We start from the raw sequence: 23,465 nt of genomic DNA on the forward strand, positions 1-23,465 counted from the left end.
GGAGACGACCATGGCCAAAGAAGAACTGATCGAAATGCAAGGTGCTGTGACTGAAGTGCTGCCCGACTCGCGCTTTCGCGTCACGCTGGAAAACGGTCACCAGCTCGTGGCCTACACCTCGGGCAAGATGAAAAAGCACCACATCCGCATCCTCGCGGGCGACAAGGTGTCGCTGGAGCTGTCGCCCTATGACCTGAGCAAGGGCCGCATCATGTTCCGCCACCTCGAGCGTCGCCCTGGCGGCTTCTGAGCCTTCCGCTCACAAGCCCTTCAAGAAACCCAGCAGCAGCTGGTTGACCTCTACAGCGCGCTCGCGCTGTATCCAGTGCCCGGCGCCTGCGAGCACATGCTTGCCTCGCAGGCCGGGCAATACCTTTTCCAAGGCTTTCACACGCTCGGCCATGCCGGGGAAGCGCAGCACGTCGTCGCGGTCCCCGGTGATGAAGAGTGAGGGTTGCGTGATCACGCAGCCTTGCCACGGTGCCAGCACGTCTGACGTGCGCCGAATGCTGCGGTACCAGTTCAGGCCCCCGCGGAAGCCCGTGCGCTTGAACTCTGCGGCCACGTAGGCGATGTCGTCGTGGCTCATCCACCCGGGCAAGACTTGGGGGTCGACCGTGTTGTCGAGAAAGCCCTCGCCGGGCTTCAATATCCCCGCCACCATGTGACCCGGGCCATCGCCCGACATGCTGAAGTAGATGCGCCGGATCGATGCGGCGGCGTCGGCTTCGAGCGCCGCCTCGGCCACGCCCGGCGTCTGAAAGTACTGCATGTAAAAGGTGTGGACGCCTTGCTTCTCAAGCGCGGTGAGCAGGTCGGTGCGTGAGGGCGGCGTGTAGGGCACGCTCATGCCGGCCACGGCGCGGAAAACGTCGGGCCGCAGCAGTGCGGCGTGCCAGGCCACCGGCGCCCCCCAGTCGTGCCCGACGATCACGGCCTGCTGCGAGGCCTGGTCTTTGGTGAACAGCCGCACCAGCTCGACCATGTCGCCCACGTGGTGCAGCATGGTGTAGTCGTCAGGGCTCTCCGGTGCGTCGGTGCCGCCATAGCCGCGCATGTCGGGCGCCACGGCGCGGTAGCCGGCAGCGGCCAGCGCGGCCATCTGCTGTCGCCACGACACCCACGATTCAGGGAAGCCGTGGCACAGCAGCACCAGCGGCCCGCTGCCCTGGCTGGCCACGCGCATGCGGATGTTGCCGACCTGCAAGGTGTCGAGGCTGAGTTCGTTCATGCGGGGCGCTCCTCGGCTTTCAGGTTCTTGAGCAGGGTGGGCAACTGGGCCAGGGCTGCACCGGCGGCCTCTTTGTAGCGCTGCCGCAGGGCCAAGCGCTCGGTGTCCGAAGGGGCCACGGTCATGGCCATGGCACCGTAGCCATCGAGCCGCGAGCGCGTGATCCAGTCGCGCACTTCCTTCTTCTGGTTCCAGCGCTGTTGTGCGGTCATGTTGTGAATCATGGTGTGCAGCCAGTCGATGGCGCGGTCCGGCAAGGTCAAGGGCGGGGCCAGGTGGTTCTTCTCGTCGTCGGACTCGATGTGGGCCTCGAGGTAGGCGATCAGGGCTGCGCTCAAGGTGGGTGCGGGCCAGCGTACTGCCTGCGTGCGTATGCGATGCGGGCCGAAGATGGGTGACGGCGGCACCGGGTTGAGTGCGCTCGCCGAGCAGTCCACGATCAGGCGGTTGGCATCGTTCGGAATGCTGCCGTGCTGCAGCACGATCTGCTCGGCCTCGACGCGCAGCACCCGCCCCAGGCGCACCACATGGCGAATGCGCCGCAGAGCCGCTCGCTCGCCTTCGGACATCACGGCGGCGTGGTACATCGTGGGGGTGACGTGGGGGTCCATGCGCATCAAGACGCCATCGGCCTCCAGCCTGGCAAACAGGCTTGGCTCATCGGAAGCCCCGGCGATGGCTTCCATGTGCTGGGCAAACGCAGTGAAGGTGGGCACGAAGAAGTCGTCGGCTGTTTGCACCGTGGCCCGGTTGGTGAACCATTGGTCGCGCGGCATGATCCAGGTGATCGAGTCGGGGTCGGCACCGTGTTCCAGCAACCACAGGCATGCATCGACGCCGGTCTTTCCCGCGCCCACCACCACGTAGCCTGAGTGTGGCCTGGCCATGCGTGTGAGGGCGTTGAGGGGCACGCAGGTCACGCCAGCGGCCACGGCGTACTTGGGTGGGTGCGTGGCGGGCACTTCGGTCTTGAAGTAAGTGGTTTCGACGAGCTTCTTCTTCACGCGCACCGTGTGCTCTTCGCCCGCCACCACAGACTTCACCACATGCACGCCATCACGCTCGGCCACGTACTCGTGCATGGCCAGGAAGCGCACCCGCCCCGAGGCCAACAGCCGGCCCATGACCTGCTCGTAGTAGTGAACCAGCTCGGCGCCACTGGCGCGCTCATAAAGGCCTTCGTTCAGGCCCGGGCCTTCCTTGAGGTCTTTGCCCAGCGGGCGTGAATTGACCCCGTAGAACGACGAAGGCTGATGCAGCCGCACAAAGGAGTAGGCATTGAGCCAGTGCCCTCCGGGTGCGTGCTGGCGATCGACGATGAGCATCGTGGCATCAGACTCGTCGAGCAGGGTGTCGGCGAAAGCCATGCCGGTGGCGCCAGCGCCCACCATGAGGTAGTCCGTCTCGAAAAGCGGCATCGCGTTCCTTGGGTTGTTTCTTGGGTTGTTCCTTGGTCGGAATAGTGGGGCTTCACAGCGGCAGGGCCGTCGTGTTCTTCACTTCTTCCATTACCGCATAGGTGTGCGTCTCGCGCACGCCGGGCAGGGTCCAGATCACCGCGCCCACCAGCTCGCGGTAGGCCGCCATGTCGGCCACGCGCGTCTTGATGAGGTAGTCGAAGCCGCCCGCCACCATATGGCACTCCATGATCTCGGGTCGCACCTGCACTGCGGCCTTGAAGGCATTGAACACATCGGGCGTGGTGCGGTCGAGCACCACCTGGATGAACACCATCAGGCCGGCGCCCAGTTTGTTGGGGTTGAGCTTGGCCTCGTAGCCGAGGATGAAGCCGTCGCGCGTGAGCCGCTTCACGCGTTCGAGCACGGCGGTGGGCGAGAGGTGGATGCTCTCGGCCAGCTTGAGGTTGGACATGCGGCCGTCGGCCTGCAGCAGGCGAAGAATCTTGGCGTCGATCTTGTCCAGCCCGTCGGGGCTCGCGGCGCAGGGGTCGGCTTTCATGACGTTCGCTCCAGGGCGTGCACTGATCCTCGGTTATAAACCGTCGTTGACCCAGAGAAGGTTGGAGGATCCGATGCGTTTGACCCGTGTGCTGATGGCGCTGTTCATCGTCGTGCTGCTAGGCGCGGCTTACGTTCTCATGGTGTCGAGGTGGAGCTACTCCAGTGGAGAGCGTGCCGGCTGGGTGCAGAAGCTGTCGCACAAGGGCTGGCTCTGCAAGACATGGGAGGGCGAGCTGTCGTTGGTCTCCATGCCCGGTGCATCGCCCGAGAAGTTTTTATTCACCGTATGGGACGACGCCGTCGCCCAAAAGATCACCGCGGTGATGGGCAAGCGCGTCTCGCTCAGTTACGACGAGAAGGTGGGCCTGCCCACCAGCTGCTTCGGCGATACCCGGGCCTACGTGACCGGCGTGCGCGTGCAGGAAGAGATCTCGCTGATGCCCGGGGTGAGCGTGCCGGTGGCGCCGGCCGCACCGCCCGCGTCTGCCGCTTCCCGCTGAGGCCACGCATGCCGGTTTGGGTGCGCCGCGCCGCATGCAGTGCGGCGTGGCTGTGCGCCTTTGCTGCCGCGGCGCAAACCAGCCCTGCACCTGACAGCGCCGCGGCCCGCCCACGCATCGGTGTGGTGCTGTCGGGCGGTGGTGCGCGCGGCGGTGCGCACATCGGGTGCTCAAGGTGCTTGAAGAGCTGCGCGTGCCGGTCGACATGATCGTGGGCACCAGCGCCGGCTCCATCGTGGGCTCGGCCTACGCGAGCGGGCTGCCGCTGAAACAACTTGCGCTTTCCGCGTTCGGGTTTTGCCGGCGATGTACGGCTGTACTTCTCTCACCCCAGCCTGGGCGCAGACGACACCTAAACCAAGGCCGAGGCCTCAGTGCTGGGGGCCACCAGCTTGGGCCGGCACACGTTTCGCGCGGCGTTCAAGTCGGGCCAGAACCTGAAGGACGGTGAGTTGCCCGGCCACGAGATCTTCCAGCTGGGCGGCTTCTTGCAGCTGTCGGGCTACAAGACAGGCCAGCTGATCGCCAACGACTACCGCTTCGCCCGCCTGGTCTACAACTACCGCTTGTCGGGGCCCGGCTTTCTGGACGGCATGTATGCCGGCGCGTCGATCGAGACGGCACGCATGACCAACGTGGCTTTCCTGACACCCGCGCAGCGCTCGCGGCGACATGGGGGCTCGCTCTACTTCGCGCTCGACACGCCCATCGGGCCGCTGTACGTCGCCGCCGGCTTTGCCGACAGCGGCCGCCGCGCCGCCTACCTTTACCTCGGCCAGCCGTGAGCCCTCATTGGGGTCACTCGAACAAGGACAGGTTGACTGCCTCGCCCATGGCCTTGTAGCCCGCATCGTTGGGGTGCAGATGGTCGCCGCTGTCGTAGGCCGGCAGGAACTTGTTCGGGTTGGCCGGGTCGCGCGTGGCGGCGTCGAAGTCGATCACGCCGTCGAACTCTTTGCCGTTGCGGATCCAGGCATTGACGGCCTGGCGCTTCACTTCGTTCTCGGCCGTGAAGTAGCCCACGCCGGTGTAGGTGTCGAAAGGCGTGAGCGTGCCGGCGACGAGCTTCACACCGCGTGCGTGGGCGCGAGCGATCAGCTGGCGCATGCCGGCGATGATTTGCTGCGCCGAGACCTCTTGCGTGGGCTCCTTGCGCGAGCCGGGGATGCCGATGTCGTTGATGCTGAGCAGCAGCACCACGTGTGACACGCCGGTGACGCTCAATACGTCGCGATCGAAGCGGGCCATGCCGTTGGGGCCGAAGCGCTTGATGGCTTCGGGTGCGTCCCACCACAGGCGGTTGCCGCTGATGCCCTGGTTGACCACCGCGATCTTCTTGCCTGCGGCTTGCAGGCGGCGTGCAAGAGTGTCGGGCCATCGGCCGTTGGTCTCGGCCGTCGACTTGAAGCCGTCGGTGATCGAGTCGCCAAAGGTGACGATGCTGCGCGCGCCGTTGCTAGCCATCACTTCTACGCCGCTGAGGAAAGGCCAGACCTGCACCTTGGTGCTGAAGGGCGCGCCGTCGTCGTTGGCCGACGAATCGCCCACACCCGAAACGTACGAGGTCTGCGATGCCAGCGTGTGCGAGGTCGCAGGCCCTGTGGCCTTGGGCAGGTACAGGCTGATGGCCAGATCGGCGCCGTTGGCCACACTCAAGCCCACCGGGTCGCTGACCACCACCGCACCCGGCGGCACGACGATGCCTGGCGCGCCGCTGAAGCTGAGCTTGCGGTGCATTCCGGGCGCCACGGCGGCGTCTTTTGCTCGCACGCCCACTTGGGCCGTGCCGATTTCGATCGGCTGCGTGCCAAAGGTGTTGGACACGCGAATGCGCACCTGTTCGCCGCCCAGCGTCACGTGCGTGATCAGGCGCAGCGTCTGGTTGTTGAAGTTGGCGGCGGGCTCGGCAAGCGCGGGGCTCGCACCCCAGGTGCCCACCCAACCGGCATCGCCGCTGTGTGCCGTCGGGGCGGTGGCGCAGCCCGGCAGGCTGAAGCTGGCCGCGAGCGCGAGCGACAGAAGGCCGTGGTGCATGAAGCGGCGGCGCGCAGGGGCGTGGTCTGAGAAGGGCGCAGAGGGATGCATGTCGTCTTCGTTTGTTGTGGATGTCGGTCCGGCAGTCTCGTCGCCGCACTCACCCACCGACATCGGTGTCGACCCCTGACCTCAGTCGCCGTGGATCTTCTCGTGTCGAGCCAGCATGTCCACGTACTGCGCAATGCGCTTGGCCCGCGTCTCGGCCTTCTTGGCGTTGTGCGTGCGAAAGAGGATGGCGTAGCGGTTCACGCTGTCCAGCGTGGCGAAGAAGGCCAAGGCCGTCTTGTTGGCGTCGAGCGCGGCTTGCAGGTCGGGCGGCACGGTGGCCTTGGCTTGGCCCTCGTAAGCGGCGTCCCATCGGCCATCGGCTTGGGCGCGATCGACTTCGCGCTGCCCTGCAGGCTTCATCAGCCCTTGCTCGATGAGGGCCAGGGCCTTGTCGCGGTTGATCTTCGACCAGATGCTGCGCGCGCCACGCCGCGTGAAGCGCTGCTGCCAGTACTGCTCGTCTTCACCTTTCTTCTGGCCGTCGATCCAGCCATGGCACAGCGCCACTTCCAGGGCTTCGGGGTAGGTGATCGATTTGCAGCCTGAGTCTTTCTTCGCCAGACGCAGCCACAGCCCGGTCGACTTGTCGTGGTGCTTGGCCAGCCAGGTGGCCCAGGCCGTGGGTGTCTTGAACAGCAGAAGGGGCGTGTCGGCGAGCTTGGTGGAGGCCATGACCGAATGTAGCGGCGACGCGGTGGACGTCGTCGCCCGCACCTTGGGCCTCTGCTGATGAGCTGACAACGGCCCGAAGAATGCCTCTGGCGATGGCCTGAGCGATAGCTTGAAAAGGCATGCCAAATGACACGTTTTGTGATGACCCTGCTGCGCGCATGCATGCCACGATGGCACCCCATGAGCACCCGATCGACTCCTCTTCTTTTCCGTACGCGTCACCCGCTGGCAGTGGGCCTCGGCCTGATGCTGGGCCAGGCGGTGGCGGTGATGGCGCAGCGCGGTGAGAGCAGCGCCTACGGTTTTTTCGTGGCGACCTTGTTTGCCGCGTCGGCCTCGGCTTCTTTCGTGATGTTCACGCTCGCCGCGCAGCAGCGCGGCCCGGCAGGGGCTGCGCTCTCACGCCAGGCCCACGTGCTGGTCGGGTTGATCGGGCTGGGTTTGCTGCTCTCTTTGAGAGCCCCCGAGTTGCTGGGCTGACACGGCCCTGTGGGCCACCACGCGCCCGCTCAGAAGTACAGCGCCAGCACTTCGCTCACCGCGCCCTCGTTCACCACCGGCAGCGCCAGCATCGACTGCAGCCCTGCCGCACGGGCTGCATCGCCTACGCTGCCGGGCTCAGTTCCGGCTGCTTCGTTTACCACCGGCACGCCGCTCGCGAAGGCTTTGCCGATGGCGCCGGCCAGCACCGTGCCTCCCTCTGAGGCGCGCAGGCCGCCTACGGTTTCGCAGAAACCGAACACCCGCTGCAAGCACTGGCGCGAGTCGTCGGGCGCCCAGCACTCGATGCGCTTGGCGATGGGGGTTTGCGTGGTCGAGAGCAGAGCCAGCACATACGCGTCGTTCGTGGCCGTGCTGCAAGGGAAGGCCAGGCCGCGGTTGATGCCGACTTCGGCCGCGCTTTCGGCGCGCATGAACTTGGCAGCTTGCCCCAGGTCGTCGATCAGCACCGAGGCACCGCGTTGCCAGGCCATGCCCGGCAGGCCGCTGCCGCGCGGCAGGTAGGTGTCGCGCGTGAGAGGCTCGAAGGCCTCGGCCGCTTCGGGCCCGAAGTAGCCGTCGACCAGGGTCATGTCGGAGGTGACGCGCGCGTTGTTGCGCCAAAGCTCCACCGCGCCGTCGTGCGTGCTCTCCCCTGCAGGCGAGCCGCCACAGAAGAACACCACCACCGCCGTCATCTGCTCGGCCACGAACACCGGTACCGCGATGGCGCAGGTGTAGCCCGCTTCGCGCGCCGCATCGGTGCGACGGAAGTAGGAGCCTTCAAACTGCTTGAGCACGATAGGCCGCCCGTCGAACCACGCGCGCCCGGGCAGGCCCTCTCCGCGGCCGAAGCACATGGCACGGCTGCTCGCACCAAAACCGGTCGCACGGCCAAACAAGCCGCCACCGAATTCCAGCAGGCTGCGATCAGGCGTGGGCAGCCAGACTTCCACGGCTTTGATGAGTGTGTTCATGTCTCCACCTGCAGCTAGAGGATGGTCTGGCACAGCAGGTTTCGAGCCAGCCGACATGGCGGCGCTAACATCCTCGGGCGGTAATGCGCAGCAGCGACATCAGGGCGACATCGGCGAGCAAGGAGAGCTGTCATGAGCAAGAAGGTGTGCGTGATCACGGGGTCGTCGTCAGGCATAGGGGCGGCCACGGCCCGTTTGTACGCGCGCAACGGCTGGAACGTCGTCGTCAACTACTCGCGCGACCCGGCCCCGGCTGAGGCGGTGGCAGCGCAGTGCGAGGCGCTCGGTGCAGAGGTGTTGCTGGTCAAGGCCGATGTGTCGCAAGACGCCGACTGCCGCCGCTTGGCGAGCGAAGTGGAAAAGCGCTTCGGCCGCGCCGACGCGTTGGTCAACAACGCCGGCACCACCAAGTTCGTCGATCTGAAAAACCTCGACGGGCTGGAGGCCGAAGACTTCCACAAGATCTACAGCGTGAACGTGATCGGGGCATACCAGATGACACGCGCCTTGGCTCCCTTGCTGAAGCTGAACGTGGGCTCGGGCGTGGTCAACGTGTCGTCGGTCGCGTCGATCATGGGGCGCGGGTCTTCTCTCGCGTACATGGCCTCGAAAGGCGCACTCAATGCGATGACGGTGGGCCTTGCGCGCGCGCTGGCACCGAACGTGCGCGTGAATGCGATAGCGCCGGGGCTGGTAGAGACGCCCTGGCTGCAAGAGGGACTGGGCGCCGAGGGTTACCAGCGCGGCGTGGATTGGTACAAGGGCCGTGCGGCGCTCGAAGCGGTGATCACGCCCGAGGACGTGGCCGAGACGGCTTGGTACCTGGGCGCGAGTGCAGCGAAGACGACCGGTGAGGTGATGCTGGTGGATGCGGGTTTGCGGATCTCGAAGGTTTAGGCGAGGTGGGCGCGGGCCCTCACACCTTCGGTGGCACGACTGGCAACGACGAAGACAAGCCACCATCCACCGGCAGCGCCTGCCCGTTCACATACGACGCGTCGTCAGATGCGAGGAACAGGGCCGCATGCGCAATCTCATGCGGTAAGCCACCACGCCGCAGCGGGTTCAGCTGCCCGATCTTCGCTTCGGTGCCCCGCTCGCGCGCACGGTCGAAGATGGGCTGTGTCATGCCGGTCTCGATCAGCCCCGGGCAGATGGCGTTGATGCGTATGCCGGTGCCGCCGAACTGGTTGGCGCTGGTCTGCACCAGGCTCACCACACCAGCCTTGCTGGCGCTGTAAGGCGGGCCGCCCGCGCCCGAGCGCAAGCCGGCCACCGAGGCCGTACAGATGATCGAGCCGCGGCCGGCGGGCACCATCACGCGCGCCGCGTACTTGATGGCGAGAAAGGTGCCGATGAGGTTGATGCTGAGAATGCGCGTCCAGTCCTCCACCGTCCACTCGTCGAAGGCGCGCATGCCGCCACTCACGCCTGCGTTGGCGTAGACGATGTCGAGTTTGCCGTGGGTGCGTACCGCTGTTTCGATGTAGTCGGCCACGTCGGCCTCTAGCGAGGTGTCGCGTACCAGGGCCACACATTTGCCACCGGCCTGGCGAACGGCCTCGGCCGTGGCCTCGACTTCGGGTGCGCGGTCGACTGCGATCACACTGGCGCCATGCTCGGCGAACAAGATGCTGGTGGCGCGGCCGATGCCGCTGGCAGCGCCGGTGACGACGGCCGATTTGCCTTCTAGACGTTTCATGGTTTGCTCCGTACCGATGTTTCCAAAACCGAGAGCATAGGCCGCTTGGAGCGGCACCCGCCCCGGTGTCATCCCGAGGGGCACAACCTGCTTGGTCGTGAAAACGCGAATGATCTGACAGGCCTTGCGTCGCGCGCAGGGACAAGGCGCTGGCTCGATTGCAAGCCAGCGCTGATTCCTTCACGATGCGCTTTATCACCGTCAGGATGGGGAGTGGGGCATGCACTATCTCGTACGCAAGCTGTGGCTTCTGGGTCTGGTGCTGAGCCTCGTGTGCGGCGCCGCGCTGTCGTCTGAAGTGGCCCCAGCCGATGCCAGAAAAATCAAGACGCTGATCGAGGCGCAGATCGCCGCCTTTGCGTCAGACGACGCGACCAAGGCCTTCTCTTACGCGGCACCGGGCATTCGCATTGCGTCGGGCACACCCGAACGCTTCATGGAAATGGTGCGAGCCAATTACCCGGTGGTGTACCGGCCCACCTCGGTCAATTTCCTCAGCACCGGCAGCATCGATGGCCAGGTTTTCCAGGCGGTGCAGATGACCGATGGCGATGGCCACGTGTGGCTGGCGCTCTATGCGCTGGAGCGGCAGCTCGACAAAAGTTGGCGCATCAGCGGCTGCGTGGTGCACAAGGGCGAAGGGCAAGTCGTCTGAAACCGATTCATTCGTCATGACATCCATCGCCATCCGGCTCATGGCGTGTGGCGTGGTGACCTACTTGGCGTGGTCTGTCATGGGCCCTGAGGGCTTGGTGTACTGCTCTGTGCTGTACGCGATGGCGTTCGCAAAACCCATCGTGGAAGGCTTCATCAGCGTGGGCGCGTGGCTTCGAGCGCTGGCTTATCGAGACGTCGAGGGTTGCCAATTTCAGTACAGAGGCCAGCCCATCAGCGTTGCCGAGGATCAAGACAAATACCGATGGTTGCGCTTGGCTGATGTGCGAAAGGTTGTGCCGCACTTTCCGAGAGACGAGGTGCTACGCCGAACGCTGGGCGCTGACGTGAAAACGCTAGGGTCTGAGCGGGCGCTGCGCATCAAGGGCGAAGCCTTGTGGGTCTACCTGGGCAAGACCACCAGCGTCGAGTCGGCCAAGTTCAGAAGCTGGGTCGAGCGCAACGTGGTGGTTCCCTCACATAAAGCCAGAGCGCTGGCTTGAACCATGTCAGGGCGTGCGAACCCCACGAGGCTTGTCACACGGAGCCCGAGGCGGCTTGTCACAATGCCTGATGAGCACCAACCCCTACACCCCGCCCAGCGCCGCGGTTGAAAACATCGCCGCCGAAGGTGACGTCGAGTACGCCGGCTTCTGGATACGCGTGGGCGCGTCCTTGATCGACACCGTGGTCATCCTCGTCGTCACCTGGCCGATCTTGGGCGCGCTTTATGGCTGGACCTATTTCAGCCAGGCCCGAAGCGGCTTTTTCGCAGGCCCGGCCGATTTCGCCATCTCGTGGCTGCTGCCCGCAGCGGGGGTGATCGCCTTCTGGCTGAGCAGCAAGCAGGGCACCCCCGGCAAGATGGCCGTGTCGGCTCGCATCGTTGACGCGAAGACCGGCGGCAAACTCAGCGTCGGCCAGTCGCTCGTGCGCTACCTCGGCTACTTTGTCTCGACGCTGCCCTTGGGGCTGGGCCTCATCTGGGTGGGGTTCGATCCGCGCAAGCAAGGCTGGCACGACAAGCTCGCAGGGACAGTCGTGGTGCGCAGCAAGAGCGCCGGCACGCGGCCGGTTGTGTTCGAGAAGCGCTGAGCCAGAGCGCCTCCTCGGCTCGTTTTCTCGGAGCTTGAAACCCGCCGCTTCGCACCCAGCTGTGTCTTTCGACCCCCTTTGCGCAAGGCCGCACCGTGCCCCTGTTCATCGTGATCGGCGTGATGCTGCTGCTGGTGGGCTGGCTTGCCGGCCAGCCGCTGGCAACCGAGTTGCGCCGCCAGCGCATACGCCGCCGGCCTTTCCCTGCTGCATGGCGTGACATTCTTCGCCGCCGCGTGCCTTATGTGCGCGGCCTGCCGGCCGACTTGCAGCTGCAGCTGAAGAAGCACATCCAGGTGTTCGTGGCCGAGAAGCCGTTCATCGGGTGCGCGGGGCTCGATGTGACCGACGAGATGCGCATCACCATTGCCGCGCAAGCCTGCCTGCTGCTGCTCAACAAGCGGCGTGCGTCTTACTACCCGCAGCTGCGCCAGATCCTGGTCTACCCCGGCGCGTTTCTGGTCGACCGCGTGCACACCGACGGTGCCGGTGTGCTGCAAGACCAGCGGCGCGCGCTGTCAGGAGAGTCGTGGTCGCAGGGGCAGGTGATTCTGTCGTGGCAAGACACGCTCGAAGGCGCGGCCGTGATCGATGATGGGCAAAACGTGGTGATTCACGAGTTTGCGCACCAGCTCGATCAGGAAAACGGCCATGCCAACGGCGCACCGCCACTCTCTGGCCGCAAGCACTACGCGCGCTGGTCAACGGTGATGGCGGCCGAGTTTGCGCAGTTGCAGGCACGGGCCGAGGGCCACGAACCCACGCTGCTCAACCACTACGGCGCCACCAACCCCGCCGAGTTTTTTGCGGTGGCATCAGAAGTGTTCTTCGAGCAGCCGCAGCAGCTCGCGACACAGCACCCTGCGCTGTACCGGGAGCTCGCGGGCTTCTATCGGCTGAGCCCGCTGAGCTGGTAGCGGCTTTGGCAAAAGAAATGTGCAAAAAGCACATTTGAGGTATTATCGAGGCCTGACTTCACCGTTGTCACCTGGCCTTGACTGCTACCACCTTGCCTCCCGCTCCCGCAGCACCTGCTGAGCTTCAAGCCTGCCGCGCCTTGATGAGGCCGCTGGCTGAACTGGCGATAGCGCGCGGCCTTCACTACGCCGACGTTGATGAAAGTCTGCGCAGTGCCTTTGTCGATGCGGCTCAAGCGGCTCACCCTGAGGCGGCGCCCACCCGGGCGGTCAGCCGTGTGAGCGCCGCCACGGGCTTGAACCGGCGAGAAGTGAGCCGCCTCATCCAGCAGCGAGAGCCGGCCATCGCGAGCAGGCGCTCACCTGCCACGCAGCTGTTCACTCGCTGGCTGAGCGACCCCGCCTGGGCGAGCGGCGGAGCGCCCTTGCGCACGCTGCCTCGGCAAGGGGCCGCCCCCAGCTTTGAAGCGTTGGCGCAGTCGGTGACGAAAGATGTGCATCCGCGCAGCCTGCTCGAAGAGCTGTGCCGCTTGGGGCTGGTGGGTGTGGACGAAACGACTGACCGCGTCGAGCTGCTGCGAGAACGCTTTGCCCCATCGGGTGATGGGTCGCGCATGCTCGGCTTTTTGGCGAGCAACGTGGGTGACCACCTTCGAGCCGCCGTGGCCAATGTGCTCGCCGAGGCACCGCGTCACCTGGAGCAAGCCCTGTTTGCCGACGAGCTTTCGGCGGAGTCCTTGAAGCAGCTGCAGCCGCTTGTGCGTGCGCAATGGCAGCAACTGCTGAGCGCCCTGGCGCCTGTGGTGCAAAAGCTGATCGACGAAGACCAGGCCGAGCAGCGGGTGCAAGACCAGCGGCTGCGAATCGGCTTGTATGCGTACTCAGAACCGATGAGGAGCACATCATGAAATACAGCCTCCGCCTCCCGTGGTTCGCGCTGGCCACGCTGGCCTGCATCGCCCTGCTGCTGAACGCCTGTGGCGGCGTCGACAGCGGCGGCACGGGCCAGACCGTTCAGACCAGCTCTGCAGGTCGCATCTCGGGCTTCGGTTCCGTGATCGTGAACGGCGTCCGCTTCGATGATGCACACGCCAATGTCGTTGACGACGAGGGTGTCGTGCATCCGCGCACCGACCTCAAGCTCGGCATGATCGTGGACGTCGACGGCACGCTGCAGGGCAACAGCGGAAACGGCGTGGCGCGCAGCATCCAGTTTGGCAACGAGATCGCCGGCCCCGTCGAGTCGGTGGACTTTGCCAACGCACGTCTTCGGGTGCTGGGCCAGGTGGTGCAAATTGACGTGGACACGTTGCTGAGTGGCTATGCCACGGGCCTGGCGGGTGTGATGGCGGGTGATCTGGTCGAAGTGTTTGCCTTCTACGACCCCACAAGCGCCGTGTACATGGCCACGCGCATCGAGCGCAAGACCTCGCTGAGCATCTACAAGCTACGGGGGCGCATTGCCAGCCTCTCGGCCACGAGCTTTGCCATCGGCGCGGCCGTGATCGACTACAGCGCGATTGCGCCTTCGTCGCTGCCGCAGTTGGCCAACGGCTTGTCGGTGCGCGTGAGCCTGCAAACAACGCCGGTCGCAGGGCGTTGGGTGGCCAGCTCGGTGCACACGTCTCAACGCAACTTCCCTGATGCCACCGAGGCTGAGCTCGAAGGCATCGTCAGCGCTTTCGTCAGCAGTGCGAGCTTCCAGGTGGCGGGTGTGGCGGTGGACGCCAGTGGGCCGGGCGTGAGCTTTCGCCATGGTGCGCCGGCCCAGCTTGCCAACGGCGTGCGGGTGGAAGTGGAGGGTCAAATGCGCAACGGCGTGCTGGTGGCAAGTGCGGTCGACTTCAAGAAAGCCGGTGGAGGTGACCAGGAGTTCGAGCTTCATGGCGCCATCGAATCGGTGAACGTTGCGGCGCAGACCTTCGTGATCCGTGGCGCGACCGTCGCCTACGACGCAGGCACGCACTTTTCAGCGGGTACGGTGGCCGGCCTCGTCGTGGGCGCCCAGGTGGAAGTGAAGGGCGCGCCCTCACCGGGCGGCATCAATCTGTACGCAGACAAGATCAAGTTCGAGCGATGAAAGCACCTCAATTCCAGCCGGCAACGCCCGCACCGCTGTGGCGCGAGCGGCACGACGCCCCGACCTTCATGGCCCGCGATCGCCGTGAGCGCGTGCTGGTGGTCGAAGACGACCCGGTGCAAGCCCTGCTGATCACGCTGATGCTCGAGCACTTGGGCGTCGTCCACACCTTGGTGACCGACGGCGCTCAGGCGATCGCAGCCGTGAAGGCCACGCCTTACGCCTTGGTGCTGATGGACTACCTGATGCCGGTGGTCGATGGGTTGGAAGCCACACGAATCATCCGGCGCTGGGAGCGAGAAACCGGCCGCCCGCGCACGCCCATCGTGGCTGTGACTGCGAGCGCCATGGTCAGCGAATGCCGTCGCTACACGGAAGCCGGCATGGACGAAGCCATCTTCAAACCCTTCTCGGCCGGTGCCCTGGCCGATGTGGTGGCGCGCCTCTGCCCTGGCCGCGCCGCTGCCTATGCCAACCCCTTCCAAACTCTTGGAGCCCCCTCATGAAGACTTTTTACGCTCTCATCACTTTGGCGGCGGCGTTGACAGCCGCCACCGCTTCAGCCCAGACCAACGTAGGCGTATCGGTGGGCATCAACCAGCCGGGGGTCTACGGGCGCATCGACATCGGCAACATGCCGCCGCCGCAGGTTATTTACGCCCGCCCCATCATCTATGCGCCGCAGCCCGTAGCAGTGGTGCAGCAGCCCCTCTACCTGTACGTGCCGCCTGGCCACCAGAAAAAATGGGGAAAGCACTGCGCCCAATACAACGCCTGCGGGCAGCCGGTCTACTTCGTGAAAGAGAGCTGGGTGCGCGAGCGCTATGAACATGAGCATGAACATGAGCATGAGCACGGTCATGGCGACAAGCACGACAAAAAGGAAAAGCACGGCAAGCACGGCAAGGACTGATGGCCGCACCGCGGCGGGGCGACATCAGTCTGCCTCTTGATTCGAGCGCTACCTCAGCCAATTTCCGTTCGCCTTGAGGTAGCGAAGGGCAGCGCAGTGCACCCACGCACCCTTCGGTTGCTCAGGGCGAACGTGGCCCGTGGAAAGGCCGAGATTCGTCGCCCATCAGCCCACGAGGCGACCCCAACGGTCGATGGCGATCAGGTCGACGTACTGCGAGCCCTGCGTTACCCCGGGCGCAAACTCGACTCTGTAGCCGCCGAGGTCGGTGCGCAGCCCGGCCAGAGACTCCTTCAGGCGCGCGCGGCTGATGCGCTCGCCGCCGCTCACCTTCAGCGCAGCGCGCGCGGCCTCCACGGCGGTGCGGCCGGCGATGTAGCCTTCCAGCGTCGTGATGCCGAGCTTGGCGTCGGGGCCCATGGCCGTGAAATCCTGGCGGGCGCGCGAGACCACGTTGGCGGAACCCGTGTTCGGTCGCGGCACCACCATGCTCATGATGCAGCTCTGCTTGCGGGAAATGAGGGTGTCCATCAAGCCCTGGCCGGCGTACGACGAGGCGTAGAAGAGGCCTGAGTAGCGCCCCGCCGTCATCTTGTCGATGATGGTGGCGACGGGCCCTGCGTTGGCAGACAGCAGCACGCAGTCGAGCTTGGCGTCGAGCAGCTTGGCGCAGACGTCGTCGAACGATGCGGCCGCGCGGTCTATCGCAATGGATTCCGTGGGCACGATGGACACGTTGTTCAGCGCTTGCGTCATGGCCGCCAGGTTGGCAGGCGAGGTGTCTTTCAGCGAGACGTAGCCGATGCGGCGCATGCCGAAGTCTTTGATGTAGCTGGCCATGCGCTTGTATTCGAGGTCATAGCCGGCGCGCACATGAAAGACCCCGCCGCTTGCGGCCATGTTGCGCAGGCCCATGTTGCCGCTGGCCGTGCCCAAGAGCGCGGTCTGGTTGTTGTTGGCGAGCGCCACGCAGGCCTCGGCCGCGATGCCGTTCGTCAGGCCCACGATTGCCGACACGCCGCCTTCCATCAGCGCCGTCACGTTCTGTATGCAGCGGTCTTTCACGCCGCCGTCGTCCAGCGTTACCAGTTCAAAGCGCGGGCTGCCCGGCACTGCCGAGGCGGCGGCAAACGCAGCCATGATGCCGTCGCGTATGTCGCGCCCGTAGCTGGCCTGGCTACCGGTCAATGAAGCCGATTGGCCGAACTTGATCACGTTGCCCTGCGGTGTTGCGCTGAACGACGCCCCACCGACCATGCCGGCCGCCAATGCTGCGGGGCCTGCGAACACCAAGTTTCTGCGCTTCATGTGACTCTCCTGCTGATGACGGGGACGACCGGGCTGCCCGATGCGCGCAACGTGCGCGTTGTTCGAGCTTGCACCATGAGCACGTCTTCGGCTGTGGGCCGTAGCGCTTGAGGCATTGGTACAGATTGATACTTTCGTGCGATCTTGTTGCAGTCGTGCATATGTCGCGGTGACGCGTCTTGTCACATCGCGCTTTAAGCAAAGCGCGGATTTGTGCGCAGCGCAGGTGTGGTTCCAGGGGCGGTAACGAATTGACACATTCGGGCCGCAGCGAACACACTTTCCTCACCCCGCAGCCACCACAGGAAAGCGCCCCATGAAGTCACTTCAACGCACCGCCAAATGGGCCGCCCTGGTCTGCCTGAGCCTGGCCGCCGTGGGCGTGCATGCCTTCGAGTTGCGCGGCTTTCGCGGTGTGTCGTGGGGTGAAGGTGTCGAAGCGCTGGGTGACGCCAAGGTGGCTTACACCGATGGCGACGTCGCTTGCTACCAGCGCGAGCGCGAGAACCTGATCTTCGGTGACAGCGCGCTGAAAGGCGTGCGCTACTGCTTTCATCAAGATCGCTTGTTCATGGTGGCCCTGGAAGCCGCCGTCGAAGCCAAGGTGCTCGCGGCCGAGTTTGAGCACACCTATGGTCGCCCCGATGGCCGCCGCGGCCAAGCTGCTTCGTGGGGCAGCAAGACGTCTGGCACGCGCGCCGACCTGGTGGCCAGTGGCGCCACGGCGCGCCTGACCCTCTATTCCAACAAGATCGAGCCGGCGTTGGCGCAGCGTATGCAAAAGCGCGCGCCGCTGGACGTGGCCGGCAGCGTTGCAGCCGCACTCTGAGGCGCGGCGTTTCGGGGTCACGCCTTCTGGCGCGTCTAGCGCTCAAACAGAGAAGCTGATGCGGTAGCAGGCGCTGAAGCCTGCCGGTGGCGCCTCTAGCGCGAAACGCGCGCCGTGAATCGCGGCGATCTTGTCGACCACGCGGTGGCCGAGGCCGAGGCCCAGGCCTCGCGAGGCGGCTGTCGCCGCTTCATGCGATGCCGACGAGAGTGCACCGTTGTCACACACCTGCAAACAGCGAGCTGCGGTGTCGAGTTGCACTTCGATCAAGCTGCCGCGCGGCGTGTGGTCGAGCGCGTTGTCGATCAGGTTGCGCAAGGCGATCTCCAGCAGCACCGGGTGGCCCTTGATCTCGAAGGGGCCGGTGGCCACCAGTGCGAGTTCGTGCTGTGTGTTGAGCGCGGCCTGCGCGTACTCGCTCACCACGCGGCGTGCCAGCTCGGCCAGATCAAGTGGCTGCGCGGCTTCGGCCATCTCGGCGCGGCTGGCGCGTGCCAGCGAGAGCAGTTGCGAGAGCACATGGTTGGCGCGTTGCGCATCGTGCTCGATGCTGGCCAGCGCCTGTTGGCGCTCGGCCTCGTTGCCAGCCTGGCGCAGCAGGCCGGCGTGCAGCACCAGCGAGGCCAGCGGAGTGCGCAGCTCGTGGGCCAGCTCGCTGCTCAGCTCGCGCTCGCGCCCCAGCGCATTGCGCTGGCGCTCGACCAGGGTGTTGATGGAGTCGACCACGGCCTTGAACTCTTGGTGGGGCTGCGTGTGCAGCGGTGCGGCCTCGTGCACATCGAGCGCACTCACGTCGTGCGACAGCTTGAGCAAGGGGCTCAGCCCGCGGCGTATCGCCCAGCCCAGCGCCAGGGCTACCACGGGGAGCAGCCAGAAGCCGGGCTCGGCCACCTGCTCGGCAATGTCTTCGGCCAGGTCATCGCGCTCATGCACGCTCAGCATCACCATCACCTTGCGGCTGTGGTCGCTTGGGTCCCAGCGCGAGAAGGCGCGCCACAGCGTGGGGGGGGTGCCCAGCAAGAGGTTGGCAAAACCTTCGTTGGCGTTGAACACCGGTGTCGGCGCCTCGCCCGTTTGCGTGATCACGCGGCCCTGGGCGTCCCACACCACGACGCTCATCGACTGCTGGTAGTCGTGGCTCTTCAGGTCGTGGCCGGTATCTTGTGGCGCGGCAATGCCACTGCGGTCGCCTGCATCGAAGCGGCCATCGTGCTGGCGCAGCAGCAACTGGGCCACGCTCGCCAGGTGGCCGTCGGTCAGCTCGTCGGCTTCGTGCACGCCAGTCGTGTAGCCCATCACGATGAAGCTCGCCCACACCAGCGCCAGGGCACCCAGCACCCAGGCGAGCAGATGGCGCATCAGCGACTTCTGCCTCATGGGCCTTCCACCGGCACGAAATAGCCCACGCCGCGCAGCGTGCGAATCACGCCTTCGCCCAGCTTTTTGCGCAAGTGATGTACGTGCACCTCGACCGCGTTGCTGTCAATGGCGCTGCCCCAGTCGTAGAGCTGCGCCTCGATCTGTGGGCGAGACAGCACGCGGGGGCGTACCTCCAGCAGCGCCAGCAGCACGCTGAACTCGCGCGCTGACAGCTCCACCAGCTGGCCCGCGCGCTGCACCGTTCGCGCCGCCGGGTCGACCTCGACCTCGCCGCAGTGCAGCAAGGCCTGAGCTCGCCCAGCCGCGCGGCGGCGCACAGCACGCATGCGGGCCGCCAGCTCGCCCGGGTCGAAAGGTTTGGTGAGGTAGTCGTCGGCGCCGCGGTCCAGCGCAGCGATGCGTGAGGCCACTTCATCGCGCGCGGTCATCACCAGCACCGGTGTCTGTGCATCCGGCAGGCTGCCCGTTGCGGCGGCGCGCAGGCGGGTCAGCACGTCCTGCCCGTCGCCATCGGGCAAGCCCAGGTCGAGCAGCACCATGTCGAAGGCTTCGGCACGCAGCGCCGCCCAGGCCATGGCCACGCTGCCCGCCACATCGACGGCGCATCCCTGCTGCCGCAGATGGCCTTGCAGGCCCGCGGCGATGCCTTCATCGTCTTCGACCACCAGAACGCGCATGCGGCGCATTGTGCGGTGGCGCCTGTCGCCTCGCCCTTAAGCGTCCCTTAAGCCGTGTTATCGACAGTGACGGTTCAGATGTCTGCCCACCTGTTGCGCCGCCACGCCTTCATCACCCTCGGCCTGCTGTTCGCGCTGTTGGCCTGGGACGCAAGCCCTCTGGACATGCGATTGGCGCAGTGGTTCGGTGGCCCCCAGGGTTTTCCGCTGACCGAGCACTGGTTGCTCACCAACGTGCTGCACGACGGCGGCCGCCTGGTGTCATGGGGTGTCGCGGTGGCCCTCACGCTGGCCGTGTGGTGGCCGGTCGGCCCGCTGCGCAGGCTCGAATCGCGCGAGCGTGTTCAGCTCATTGCGACCACGCTGCTGAGCGTGCTGCTGGTGTCGTTGTTGAAGTCGTTCAGCCCCACCAGTTGCCCCTGGGACCTGTCGGCCTTCGGTGGCGTGGCACGCCATCTGTCGCACTGGTCATGGCAGCATGACGGTGGCAGCGGCCGCTGCTTCCCGGGCGGGCATGCGTCTTCAGGCTTCGCCTTCATAGGCGGGTATTTCGTGTGGCGGGGGCGCGCACCGAAACTGGCACGCCTGTGGCTGGCGGTGGCGTTGCTGGCCGGTTTCACCTTGGGCATGGCGCAGCAGGCACGCGGTGCGCACTTCATGAGCCATACCTTCTGGACCGCCTGGCTGTGCTGGACTTTTGCGCTCAGCGTGGCGGCCGTCGTGAGGCCGCGCCTTAACCCGTCGCCGGTGGCTCCCCACCAAGGTCCACCCACGTTGCCACCGCCTCAGACTGTGCTTCGCCCCGGCCTCGCAGGCCTTGCGAGACGCCTCGCCGGTTGGCGGCGGGGTGGTTCTGGCTCATCTTCCATTTCCCCTTGAGCGAGTCGAGTGGGATCTCGATGCCCACGATGCCGCGCAGCATGGCGTCTATGTAGTCGGCTGGCGCGTCGGTCACAGCCCAGGGCCGGGCCTGCGTGGCCTCGTGCCGCTGCGTGAGGCGCGTGACCAGCGTGCGCAGCCATTCGGCATCGTCGTGCACCACCAGCCGGCCGCGCGCCTGCACGGTGATGTAGTTCCAGGTGGGCACGGCCTTGCCGTTGTCAGCCTTGCTCGGGTACCAGCTTGGCGAGATGTAGGCCTGCGGGCCCTGGAATACCACCAGCGTCTCGACGTCGGTGCGCGCCTCACGCCACACCGGGTTTGCGCGCGCCACGTGGGCGCGCAGCACGCCGGGGCGGCCGTCTTCGGCGTCGAGCAGGAAGGGAATGGGGTTGGCGTCCAGCCCCTGCGCGCCTTGCGTGATCAGCAGGCCCAGCGGGTGGTCGCGCACCATCTGATGCAGCGTGTCGGGGCGCTCTTCGTTGAAGTGGGCGGGCGTGTACATGCTCAGATGACCGGCTCACAGCGTATCTCGCTCTTCACCGAGTTGGCGATGAAGCACTCTTCGTGCGCGCGGTGGTGCAGGTGGTGCAGCTCGTCTTCGGTGGGTTGCTTGCCGCTGAAGCGCACGGCCGGGCGCAGCGTGACCAGGGTGACGGCCATCTGGCCTTGTGGGTTGCGGTCCATCACGCCGACCACGTCGTCGCGATAGTCGTCGACCACCCAGCCGGCCCGGCAGGCGATGTCGAGAAACCACAGCATGTGGCAGCTCGAAATCGAGGCGATGAAGCCCTCTTCAGGGTCTACGGCTGCCGGGTCGGAATACGGCGCGCGCACCGACAGCGGCGAGGACGAGGCCGGCATCACGTGCCCGCCGTCGAAGTGGATCTCATGGCGGCGGCTGTACTTCTTGTCGCTGAAGGGCTGGTTGCCGCGCGCCCAGTGGGTGGTGGCGACATACGAGTGCTCAGACATGGCGTTCGCTCAGCGTTGGTTGGTGTAGCCGAAGGTGCCGTGTTCGAGGGCCTCTTTGGCGGCGTCGCGTGCGGCGCGCATTGCGGCGCGGTAAAACGAAGTCGCGAAGCTGATGCGCTTCACACCTGCGGCTTCAAGCTCGGCCACGCTGAACGATTTGCCGGGCATGCCCACCATGAAGCTCACCGGCTTCGTGAGGGCGGCACACACCGCGCGCACGGCCGCCAGGTCGGGCAAGGCGGGGGCGAACAGCACGTCGGCTCCGGCCTTCTCGAAGGCTTGCAGGCGGCGAATGGTGTCGTCGAGGTCGGGCTTGTTGCGCAGGTAGTTTTCGGTGCGCGCCGTCAGCACGAAAGGCCGCTTCAGCGCGCGCACCGCTTCGACCGCCGCATGCATGCGCTCAACTGCATGGTCGAAGTCATAGGGCGGCGAGCCGGCGGCGGGCGAGTCTTCGATCGAGCCGCCGGCCAGGCCCGCTTCAGCGGCCAGGCGGATTGTCTCGGCGGCGGCTTTGGGCTCGGGCCCGAAGCCGTTTTCCAGGTCGGCCGACACCGGCAGGTCGACGGCCTGCACCACGGCGCGCGCATGCGCCAGTGCTTCGTCGCGGGTCAGCTCGCCGTCGACGCGGCCCAGCGTGGCGGCCGAGGCGCCGCTGGACGTGGCGATGGCCTGGTAGCCCAGGCTTGCCAGCAGCTTGGCCGAGCCCACGTCCCAGGCATTGGCCATCAGCAAGGCGCGTGGCTGCTGGTGCAGCTCGAGAAAGGTGTGGGCCATGCAGCCTCCTTAAAGTGAAAAGTCGTAGCGAATGAAGCCGTTGAAGCGGGAGAGGTGGCTCCGCTTGTCTGAACACCAAACCTGAATTGATAAGTGGATCGTCTGCGGGTTGAGGATTTCAAATAGGCCCCTGCCAGGCCGCCGGAGGCGCCCCCTCAGGCGGCTTGAGCCATCGCCGGCAGGGTTGCGAAGTAGAACTCGTCAGGCGTTTGCTTGTCCAGCGACGAATGCGGCCGGCGCTCGTTGTAGAAGCCGATGTACCGCGCAATGCCAGCCTTGGCTTGGCTAACCGACTCGTAGGCGTGCAGGTAGACCTCCTCGTACTTGATCGAGCGCCACAGCCGTTCAACGAACACGTTGTCGCGCCAGCTGCCTTTGCCGTCCATGCTGATCTGGATACCGCGGTCCTTGAGCACTTGCGTGAACGCCTCGCTGGTGAACTGGCTGCCCTGGTCGGTGTTGAAGATCTCTGGCTGTCCGTGCTTCGCAAACGCCTCTTCCAGCGCCTCCAGGCAGAACGCGGTGTCCATGCTGATCGACACCCGATGTGCCAACACCTTGCGGCTGGCCCAGTCGACGATGGCGCACAGGTAGACCCAGCCGCAGGCCATCGGGATGTAGGTGATGTCGCTCGCCCACACGTGGTTGGCGCGCGCTATCTTCATCCCGTGCAGCAGGTACGGATAGATCTTGTGCCCTGGCTGCTTCTTGCTCGTGTTGGGCTTGCGGTACAGCGCCTGGATGCCCATGCGTTGCATCAGCGTGGCCACGTGCCTGCGGCCCACCTCGAGGCCTTCTCGGTTGAGCAGGTCGCGCAGCATGCGGCTGCCGGCAAATGGGTATTCCAGGTGAATAGGGTCAATGCGCTTCATCAGCTGCTGATCGGCCTGACTCGTACCCCGCGCCAGGTAGTACACATTGCCTCGGCTGATGTCGAGCAACTCGGCTTGCCGCTTGATCGGCAGCGCATGCTCTCGGTCGATCATCGCTTTACGCTCAACAAGCCGGCCTTGTTGAGCGCGCCGGCCAAAAAATCATTCTCCAACGCCAGTTGGCCGATCTTGGCGTGCAGCTCTTTGAGATCCACCGCGGGTGGCGAGTTGGGCACCTCGCCTCCAAATACGCCTGCCGCTCGTTCAAGCAACTGGTTCTTCCAATCGTTGATCTGATTCGCGTGCACGTCGTGCAGCTTGGCCAACTCGGCCAAGGTCTTCTCGCCTCGGATGGCTGCTAACGCCACTTTGGCCTTGAAGGCCGGTGAGTGGTTTCGTCTTGCTCTTCTGCTCATGGTCTGCCGCTTTCTCGGGCCTCGGGCCCGTGGTCATGAAGCAGAGTTTCCACTTATCGTCGTGTCCGGTTTTGCGCCGCCACCTCTG

At 65.6% G+C, this 23,465-nt stretch carries 28 protein-coding genes and 2 pseudogenes; 16 read left to right on the top strand and 14 right to left on the bottom strand.

Annotated features, from left to right (window positions below; genetic code table 11):
- Positions 1 to 10: 10 nt before the first annotated feature.
- Positions 11 to 250 carry a translation initiation factor IF-1 gene (infA, locus tag AC30QB_RS03110; protein ID WP_489544724.1) on the top strand — a complete coding sequence of 80 codons (240 nt, stop codon included), beginning with the start codon at positions 11 to 13 and terminating at the stop codon, positions 248 to 250.
- A 9-nt stretch (positions 251 to 259) separates the two neighbouring features.
- Here the strand turns inward: infA and AC30QB_RS03115 are convergent, their stop codons facing one another.
- The 3 genes from AC30QB_RS03115 to AC30QB_RS03125 are packed head-to-tail and all read right to left on the bottom strand — an operon-like array spanning position 260 to position 3,190.
- On the bottom strand, positions 260 to 1,231 hold the full coding sequence (locus AC30QB_RS03115) for an alpha/beta fold hydrolase (RefSeq protein ID WP_489544725.1): 972 nt from the start codon (positions 1,229 to 1,231) through the stop codon (positions 260 to 262).
- On the bottom strand, positions 1,228 to 2,649 hold the full coding sequence (locus AC30QB_RS03120) for a hypothetical protein (protein WP_489544726.1): 1,422 nt from the start codon (positions 2,647 to 2,649) through the stop codon (positions 1,228 to 1,230). The genes AC30QB_RS03115 and AC30QB_RS03120 overlap by 4 nt, the downstream gene beginning before the upstream one ends.
- Positions 2,650 to 2,701: 52 nt before the next feature.
- Positions 2,702 to 3,190, bottom strand: coding sequence for an Lrp/AsnC ligand binding domain-containing protein (locus tag AC30QB_RS03125; RefSeq protein WP_489544727.1), 489 nt, complete (start codon positions 3,188 to 3,190; stop codon positions 2,702 to 2,704).
- A gap of 73 nt (positions 3,191 to 3,263) precedes the next feature.
- On the opposite strand from AC30QB_RS03125, the gene AC30QB_RS03130 reads away from it, so the two are divergent.
- The 3 genes and pseudogenes from AC30QB_RS03130 to AC30QB_RS03140 all read left to right on the top strand — a co-directional run bounded on the left by AC30QB_RS03130 (position 3,264) and on the right by AC30QB_RS03140 (position 4,477).
- Positions 3,264 to 3,692 carry a hypothetical protein gene (locus tag AC30QB_RS03130; protein WP_489544728.1) on the top strand — a complete coding sequence of 143 codons (429 nt, stop codon included), beginning with the start codon at positions 3,264 to 3,266 and terminating at the stop codon, positions 3,690 to 3,692.
- An 8-nt stretch (positions 3,693 to 3,700) separates the two neighbouring features.
- Positions 3,701 to 4,143: pseudogene (locus AC30QB_RS03135) on the top strand (patatin-like phospholipase family protein).
- Positions 4,067 to 4,477 carry a hypothetical protein gene (locus AC30QB_RS03140; RefSeq protein WP_489544751.1) on the top strand — a complete coding sequence of 137 codons (411 nt, stop codon included), beginning with the start codon at positions 4,067 to 4,069 and terminating at the stop codon, positions 4,475 to 4,477. Before AC30QB_RS03135 ends, AC30QB_RS03140 begins: the two are co-directional and overlap by 77 nt.
- A gap of 13 nt (positions 4,478 to 4,490) precedes the next feature.
- Here AC30QB_RS03140 and AC30QB_RS03145 read toward each other — a convergent pair whose 3' ends face one another.
- Positions 4,491 to 5,777 (bottom strand): SGNH/GDSL hydrolase family protein, encoded by a 1,287-nt coding sequence (locus AC30QB_RS03145; protein ID WP_489544729.1) that lies wholly within the window; start codon positions 5,775 to 5,777, stop codon positions 4,491 to 4,493.
- A gap of 81 nt (positions 5,778 to 5,858) precedes the next feature.
- Positions 5,859 to 6,449 carry a YdeI/OmpD-associated family protein gene (locus AC30QB_RS03150; RefSeq protein WP_489544730.1) on the bottom strand — a complete coding sequence of 197 codons (591 nt, stop codon included), beginning with the start codon at positions 6,447 to 6,449 and terminating at the stop codon, positions 5,859 to 5,861.
- A gap of 180 nt (positions 6,450 to 6,629) precedes the next feature.
- On the opposite strand from AC30QB_RS03150, the gene AC30QB_RS03155 reads away from it, so the two are divergent.
- On the top strand, positions 6,630 to 6,929 hold the full coding sequence (locus tag AC30QB_RS03155) for a hypothetical protein (RefSeq protein ID WP_489544731.1): 300 nt from the start codon (positions 6,630 to 6,632) through the stop codon (positions 6,927 to 6,929).
- A gap of 29 nt (positions 6,930 to 6,958) precedes the next feature.
- Here AC30QB_RS03155 and AC30QB_RS03160 read toward each other — a convergent pair whose 3' ends face one another.
- Positions 6,959 to 7,906 (bottom strand): GAF domain-containing protein, encoded by a 948-nt coding sequence (locus tag AC30QB_RS03160; RefSeq protein WP_489544732.1) that lies wholly within the window; start codon positions 7,904 to 7,906, stop codon positions 6,959 to 6,961.
- 132 nt (positions 7,907 to 8,038) lie between these two features.
- Between AC30QB_RS03160 and AC30QB_RS03165 the strand changes: the two genes are divergently transcribed.
- Positions 8,039 to 8,803: an SDR family NAD(P)-dependent oxidoreductase gene (locus tag AC30QB_RS03165; protein ID WP_489544733.1), complete on the top strand. Its 765-nt coding sequence runs from the start codon at positions 8,039 to 8,041 to the stop codon at positions 8,801 to 8,803.
- Positions 8,804 to 8,822: 19 nt separating this feature from the next.
- Here the strand turns inward: AC30QB_RS03165 and AC30QB_RS03170 are convergent, their stop codons facing one another.
- Entirely contained in the window at positions 8,823 to 9,608 is a 786-nt protein-coding gene (locus AC30QB_RS03170) for an SDR family NAD(P)-dependent oxidoreductase (RefSeq protein WP_489544734.1), read from the bottom strand.
- 220 nt (positions 9,609 to 9,828) lie between these two features.
- Here AC30QB_RS03170 and AC30QB_RS03175 point away from each other — a divergent pair, with 220 nt between their 5' ends.
- From AC30QB_RS03175 to AC30QB_RS03210, 8 genes are all read left to right on the top strand, one after another.
- Positions 9,829 to 10,263: a DUF4864 domain-containing protein gene (locus AC30QB_RS03175; RefSeq protein ID WP_489544735.1), complete on the top strand. Its 435-nt coding sequence runs from the start codon at positions 9,829 to 9,831 to the stop codon at positions 10,261 to 10,263.
- Positions 10,264 to 10,279: 16 nt separating this feature from the next.
- Complete coding sequence (locus AC30QB_RS03180) at positions 10,280 to 10,765, top strand: hypothetical protein (RefSeq protein WP_489544736.1); 486 nt, start codon at positions 10,280 to 10,282, stop codon at positions 10,763 to 10,765.
- A gap of 70 nt (positions 10,766 to 10,835) precedes the next feature.
- A complete protein-coding gene (locus AC30QB_RS03185; RefSeq protein WP_489544737.1) occupies positions 10,836 to 11,357 on the top strand; it encodes an RDD family protein in 522 nt (173 codons plus the stop codon).
- A 95-nt stretch (positions 11,358 to 11,452) separates the two neighbouring features.
- On the top strand, positions 11,453 to 12,274 hold the full coding sequence (locus tag AC30QB_RS03190) for a M90 family metallopeptidase (protein WP_489544738.1): 822 nt from the start codon (positions 11,453 to 11,455) through the stop codon (positions 12,272 to 12,274).
- A 92-nt stretch (positions 12,275 to 12,366) separates the two neighbouring features.
- Positions 12,367 to 13,182 carry a DUF6502 family protein gene (locus tag AC30QB_RS03195; RefSeq protein WP_489544750.1) on the top strand — a complete coding sequence of 272 codons (816 nt, stop codon included), beginning with the start codon at positions 12,367 to 12,369 and terminating at the stop codon, positions 13,180 to 13,182.
- The gene (locus AC30QB_RS03200; RefSeq protein ID WP_489544739.1) at positions 13,179 to 14,354 is read left to right on the top strand and encodes a DUF5666 domain-containing protein; all 1,176 of its coding nucleotides are present in this window, start codon (positions 13,179 to 13,181) and stop codon (positions 14,352 to 14,354) included. Before AC30QB_RS03195 ends, AC30QB_RS03200 begins: the two co-directional genes overlap by 4 nt.
- On the top strand, positions 14,351 to 14,860 hold the full coding sequence (locus AC30QB_RS03205; protein WP_489544740.1) for a response regulator: 510 nt from the start codon (positions 14,351 to 14,353) through the stop codon (positions 14,858 to 14,860). Before AC30QB_RS03200 ends, AC30QB_RS03205 begins: the two co-directional genes overlap by 4 nt.
- A complete protein-coding gene (locus AC30QB_RS03210) occupies positions 14,857 to 15,267 on the top strand; it encodes a hypothetical protein (RefSeq protein WP_489544741.1) in 411 nt (136 codons plus the stop codon). The genes AC30QB_RS03205 and AC30QB_RS03210 overlap by 4 nt, the downstream gene beginning before the upstream one ends.
- A 165-nt stretch (positions 15,268 to 15,432) precedes the next feature.
- Here AC30QB_RS03210 and AC30QB_RS03215 read toward each other — a convergent pair whose 3' ends face one another.
- Positions 15,433 to 16,575 carry an ABC transporter substrate-binding protein gene (locus AC30QB_RS03215; protein ID WP_489544742.1) on the bottom strand — a complete coding sequence of 381 codons (1,143 nt, stop codon included), beginning with the start codon at positions 16,573 to 16,575 and terminating at the stop codon, positions 15,433 to 15,435.
- Between the two features lie 316 nt (positions 16,576 to 16,891).
- On the opposite strand from AC30QB_RS03215, the gene AC30QB_RS03220 reads away from it, so the two are divergent.
- The gene (locus AC30QB_RS03220; RefSeq protein ID WP_489544743.1) at positions 16,892 to 17,404 is read left to right on the top strand and encodes a hypothetical protein; all 513 of its coding nucleotides are present in this window, start codon (positions 16,892 to 16,894) and stop codon (positions 17,402 to 17,404) included.
- Between the two features lie 42 nt (positions 17,405 to 17,446).
- Here AC30QB_RS03220 and AC30QB_RS03225 read toward each other — a convergent pair whose 3' ends face one another.
- Positions 17,447 to 18,781 (bottom strand): histidine kinase dimerization/phospho-acceptor domain-containing protein, encoded by a 1,335-nt coding sequence (locus tag AC30QB_RS03225; RefSeq protein ID WP_489544744.1) that lies wholly within the window; start codon positions 18,779 to 18,781, stop codon positions 17,447 to 17,449.
- Positions 18,778 to 19,461, bottom strand: coding sequence for a response regulator transcription factor (locus AC30QB_RS03230; RefSeq protein WP_489544745.1), 684 nt, complete (start codon positions 19,459 to 19,461; stop codon positions 18,778 to 18,780). Before AC30QB_RS03230 ends, AC30QB_RS03225 begins: the two co-directional genes overlap by 4 nt.
- A gap of 165 nt (positions 19,462 to 19,626) precedes the next feature.
- Here AC30QB_RS03230 and AC30QB_RS03235 point away from each other — a divergent pair.
- Positions 19,627 to 20,172: pseudogene (locus tag AC30QB_RS03235) on the top strand (phosphatase PAP2 family protein); the annotation flags it as partial.
- A gap of 22 nt (positions 20,173 to 20,194) precedes the next feature.
- Here AC30QB_RS03235 and AC30QB_RS03240 read toward each other — a convergent pair.
- From AC30QB_RS03240 to AC30QB_RS03255, 4 genes are all read right to left on the bottom strand, one after another.
- Positions 20,195 to 20,845, bottom strand: coding sequence for an FMN-binding negative transcriptional regulator (locus AC30QB_RS03240; protein ID WP_489544746.1), 651 nt, complete (start codon positions 20,843 to 20,845; stop codon positions 20,195 to 20,197).
- A 2-nt stretch (positions 20,846 to 20,847) separates the two neighbouring features.
- Complete coding sequence (locus AC30QB_RS03245) at positions 20,848 to 21,315, bottom strand: OsmC family protein (RefSeq protein ID WP_489544747.1); 468 nt, start codon at positions 21,313 to 21,315, stop codon at positions 20,848 to 20,850.
- Between the two features lie 9 nt (positions 21,316 to 21,324).
- Positions 21,325 to 22,089: an isocitrate lyase/PEP mutase family protein gene (locus AC30QB_RS03250; protein WP_489544748.1), complete on the bottom strand. Its 765-nt coding sequence runs from the start codon at positions 22,087 to 22,089 to the stop codon at positions 21,325 to 21,327.
- A gap of 155 nt (positions 22,090 to 22,244) precedes the next feature.
- Positions 22,245 to 23,377 (bottom strand): IS3 family transposase gene (locus tag AC30QB_RS03255; RefSeq protein WP_489544749.1). Its coding sequence is split into 2 segments (ribosomal slippage): positions 22,245 to 23,116 and positions 23,116 to 23,377, totalling 1,134 coding nucleotides; the frame shifts between segments, so codons are not numbered across the junction.
- Positions 23,378 to 23,465 lie beyond the last annotated feature (88 nt).

The sequence above is a fragment of the Rhizobacter sp. genome, from assembly GCF_046595475.1.
Lineage (GTDB): Bacteria > Pseudomonadota > Gammaproteobacteria > Burkholderiales > Burkholderiaceae_C > Rhizobacter.

Coding starts and splice junctions, on each gene's coding strand:
- infA (WP_489544724.1), top strand. CDS start 11: ATGGCCAAAGAAGAACTGATCGAAATGCAAGGTGCTGTGACTGAAGTG.
- AC30QB_RS03115 (WP_489544725.1), bottom strand. CDS start 1,231: ATGAACGAACTCAGCCTCGACACCTTGCAGGTCGGCAACATCCGCATG.
- AC30QB_RS03120 (WP_489544726.1), bottom strand. CDS start 2,649: ATGCCGCTTTTCGAGACGGACTACCTCATGGTGGGCGCTGGCGCCACC.
- AC30QB_RS03125 (WP_489544727.1), bottom strand. CDS start 3,190: ATGAAAGCCGACCCCTGCGCCGCGAGCCCCGACGGGCTGGACAAGATC.
- AC30QB_RS03130 (WP_489544728.1), top strand. CDS start 3,264: ATGCGTTTGACCCGTGTGCTGATGGCGCTGTTCATCGTCGTGCTGCTA.
- AC30QB_RS03145 (WP_489544729.1), bottom strand. CDS start 5,777: ATGCATCCCTCTGCGCCCTTCTCAGACCACGCCCCTGCGCGCCGCCGC.
- AC30QB_RS03150 (WP_489544730.1), bottom strand. CDS start 6,449: ATGGCCTCCACCAAGCTCGCCGACACGCCCCTTCTGCTGTTCAAGACA.
- AC30QB_RS03155 (WP_489544731.1), top strand. CDS start 6,630: ATGAGCACCCGATCGACTCCTCTTCTTTTCCGTACGCGTCACCCGCTG.
- AC30QB_RS03160 (WP_489544732.1), bottom strand. CDS start 7,906: ATGAACACACTCATCAAAGCCGTGGAAGTCTGGCTGCCCACGCCTGAT.
- AC30QB_RS03165 (WP_489544733.1), top strand. CDS start 8,039: ATGAGCAAGAAGGTGTGCGTGATCACGGGGTCGTCGTCAGGCATAGGG.
- AC30QB_RS03170 (WP_489544734.1), bottom strand. CDS start 9,608: ATGAAACGTCTAGAAGGCAAATCGGCCGTCGTCACCGGCGCTGCCAGC.
- AC30QB_RS03175 (WP_489544735.1), top strand. CDS start 9,829: ATGCACTATCTCGTACGCAAGCTGTGGCTTCTGGGTCTGGTGCTGAGC.
- AC30QB_RS03180 (WP_489544736.1), top strand. CDS start 10,280: ATGACATCCATCGCCATCCGGCTCATGGCGTGTGGCGTGGTGACCTAC.
- AC30QB_RS03185 (WP_489544737.1), top strand. CDS start 10,836: ATGAGCACCAACCCCTACACCCCGCCCAGCGCCGCGGTTGAAAACATC.
- AC30QB_RS03200 (WP_489544739.1), top strand. CDS start 13,179: ATGAAATACAGCCTCCGCCTCCCGTGGTTCGCGCTGGCCACGCTGGCC.
- AC30QB_RS03205 (WP_489544740.1), top strand. CDS start 14,351: ATGAAAGCACCTCAATTCCAGCCGGCAACGCCCGCACCGCTGTGGCGC.
- AC30QB_RS03210 (WP_489544741.1), top strand. CDS start 14,857: ATGAAGACTTTTTACGCTCTCATCACTTTGGCGGCGGCGTTGACAGCC.
- AC30QB_RS03215 (WP_489544742.1), bottom strand. CDS start 16,575: ATGAAGCGCAGAAACTTGGTGTTCGCAGGCCCCGCAGCATTGGCGGCC.
- AC30QB_RS03220 (WP_489544743.1), top strand. CDS start 16,892: ATGAAGTCACTTCAACGCACCGCCAAATGGGCCGCCCTGGTCTGCCTG.
- AC30QB_RS03225 (WP_489544744.1), bottom strand. CDS start 18,781: ATGAGGCAGAAGTCGCTGATGCGCCATCTGCTCGCCTGGGTGCTGGGT.
- AC30QB_RS03230 (WP_489544745.1), bottom strand. CDS start 19,461: ATGCGCGTTCTGGTGGTCGAAGACGATGAAGGCATCGCCGCGGGCCTG.
- AC30QB_RS03240 (WP_489544746.1), bottom strand. CDS start 20,845: ATGTACACGCCCGCCCACTTCAACGAAGAGCGCCCCGACACGCTGCAT.
- AC30QB_RS03245 (WP_489544747.1), bottom strand. CDS start 21,315: ATGTCTGAGCACTCGTATGTCGCCACCACCCACTGGGCGCGCGGCAAC.
- AC30QB_RS03250 (WP_489544748.1), bottom strand. CDS start 22,089: ATGGCCCACACCTTTCTCGAGCTGCACCAGCAGCCACGCGCCTTGCTG.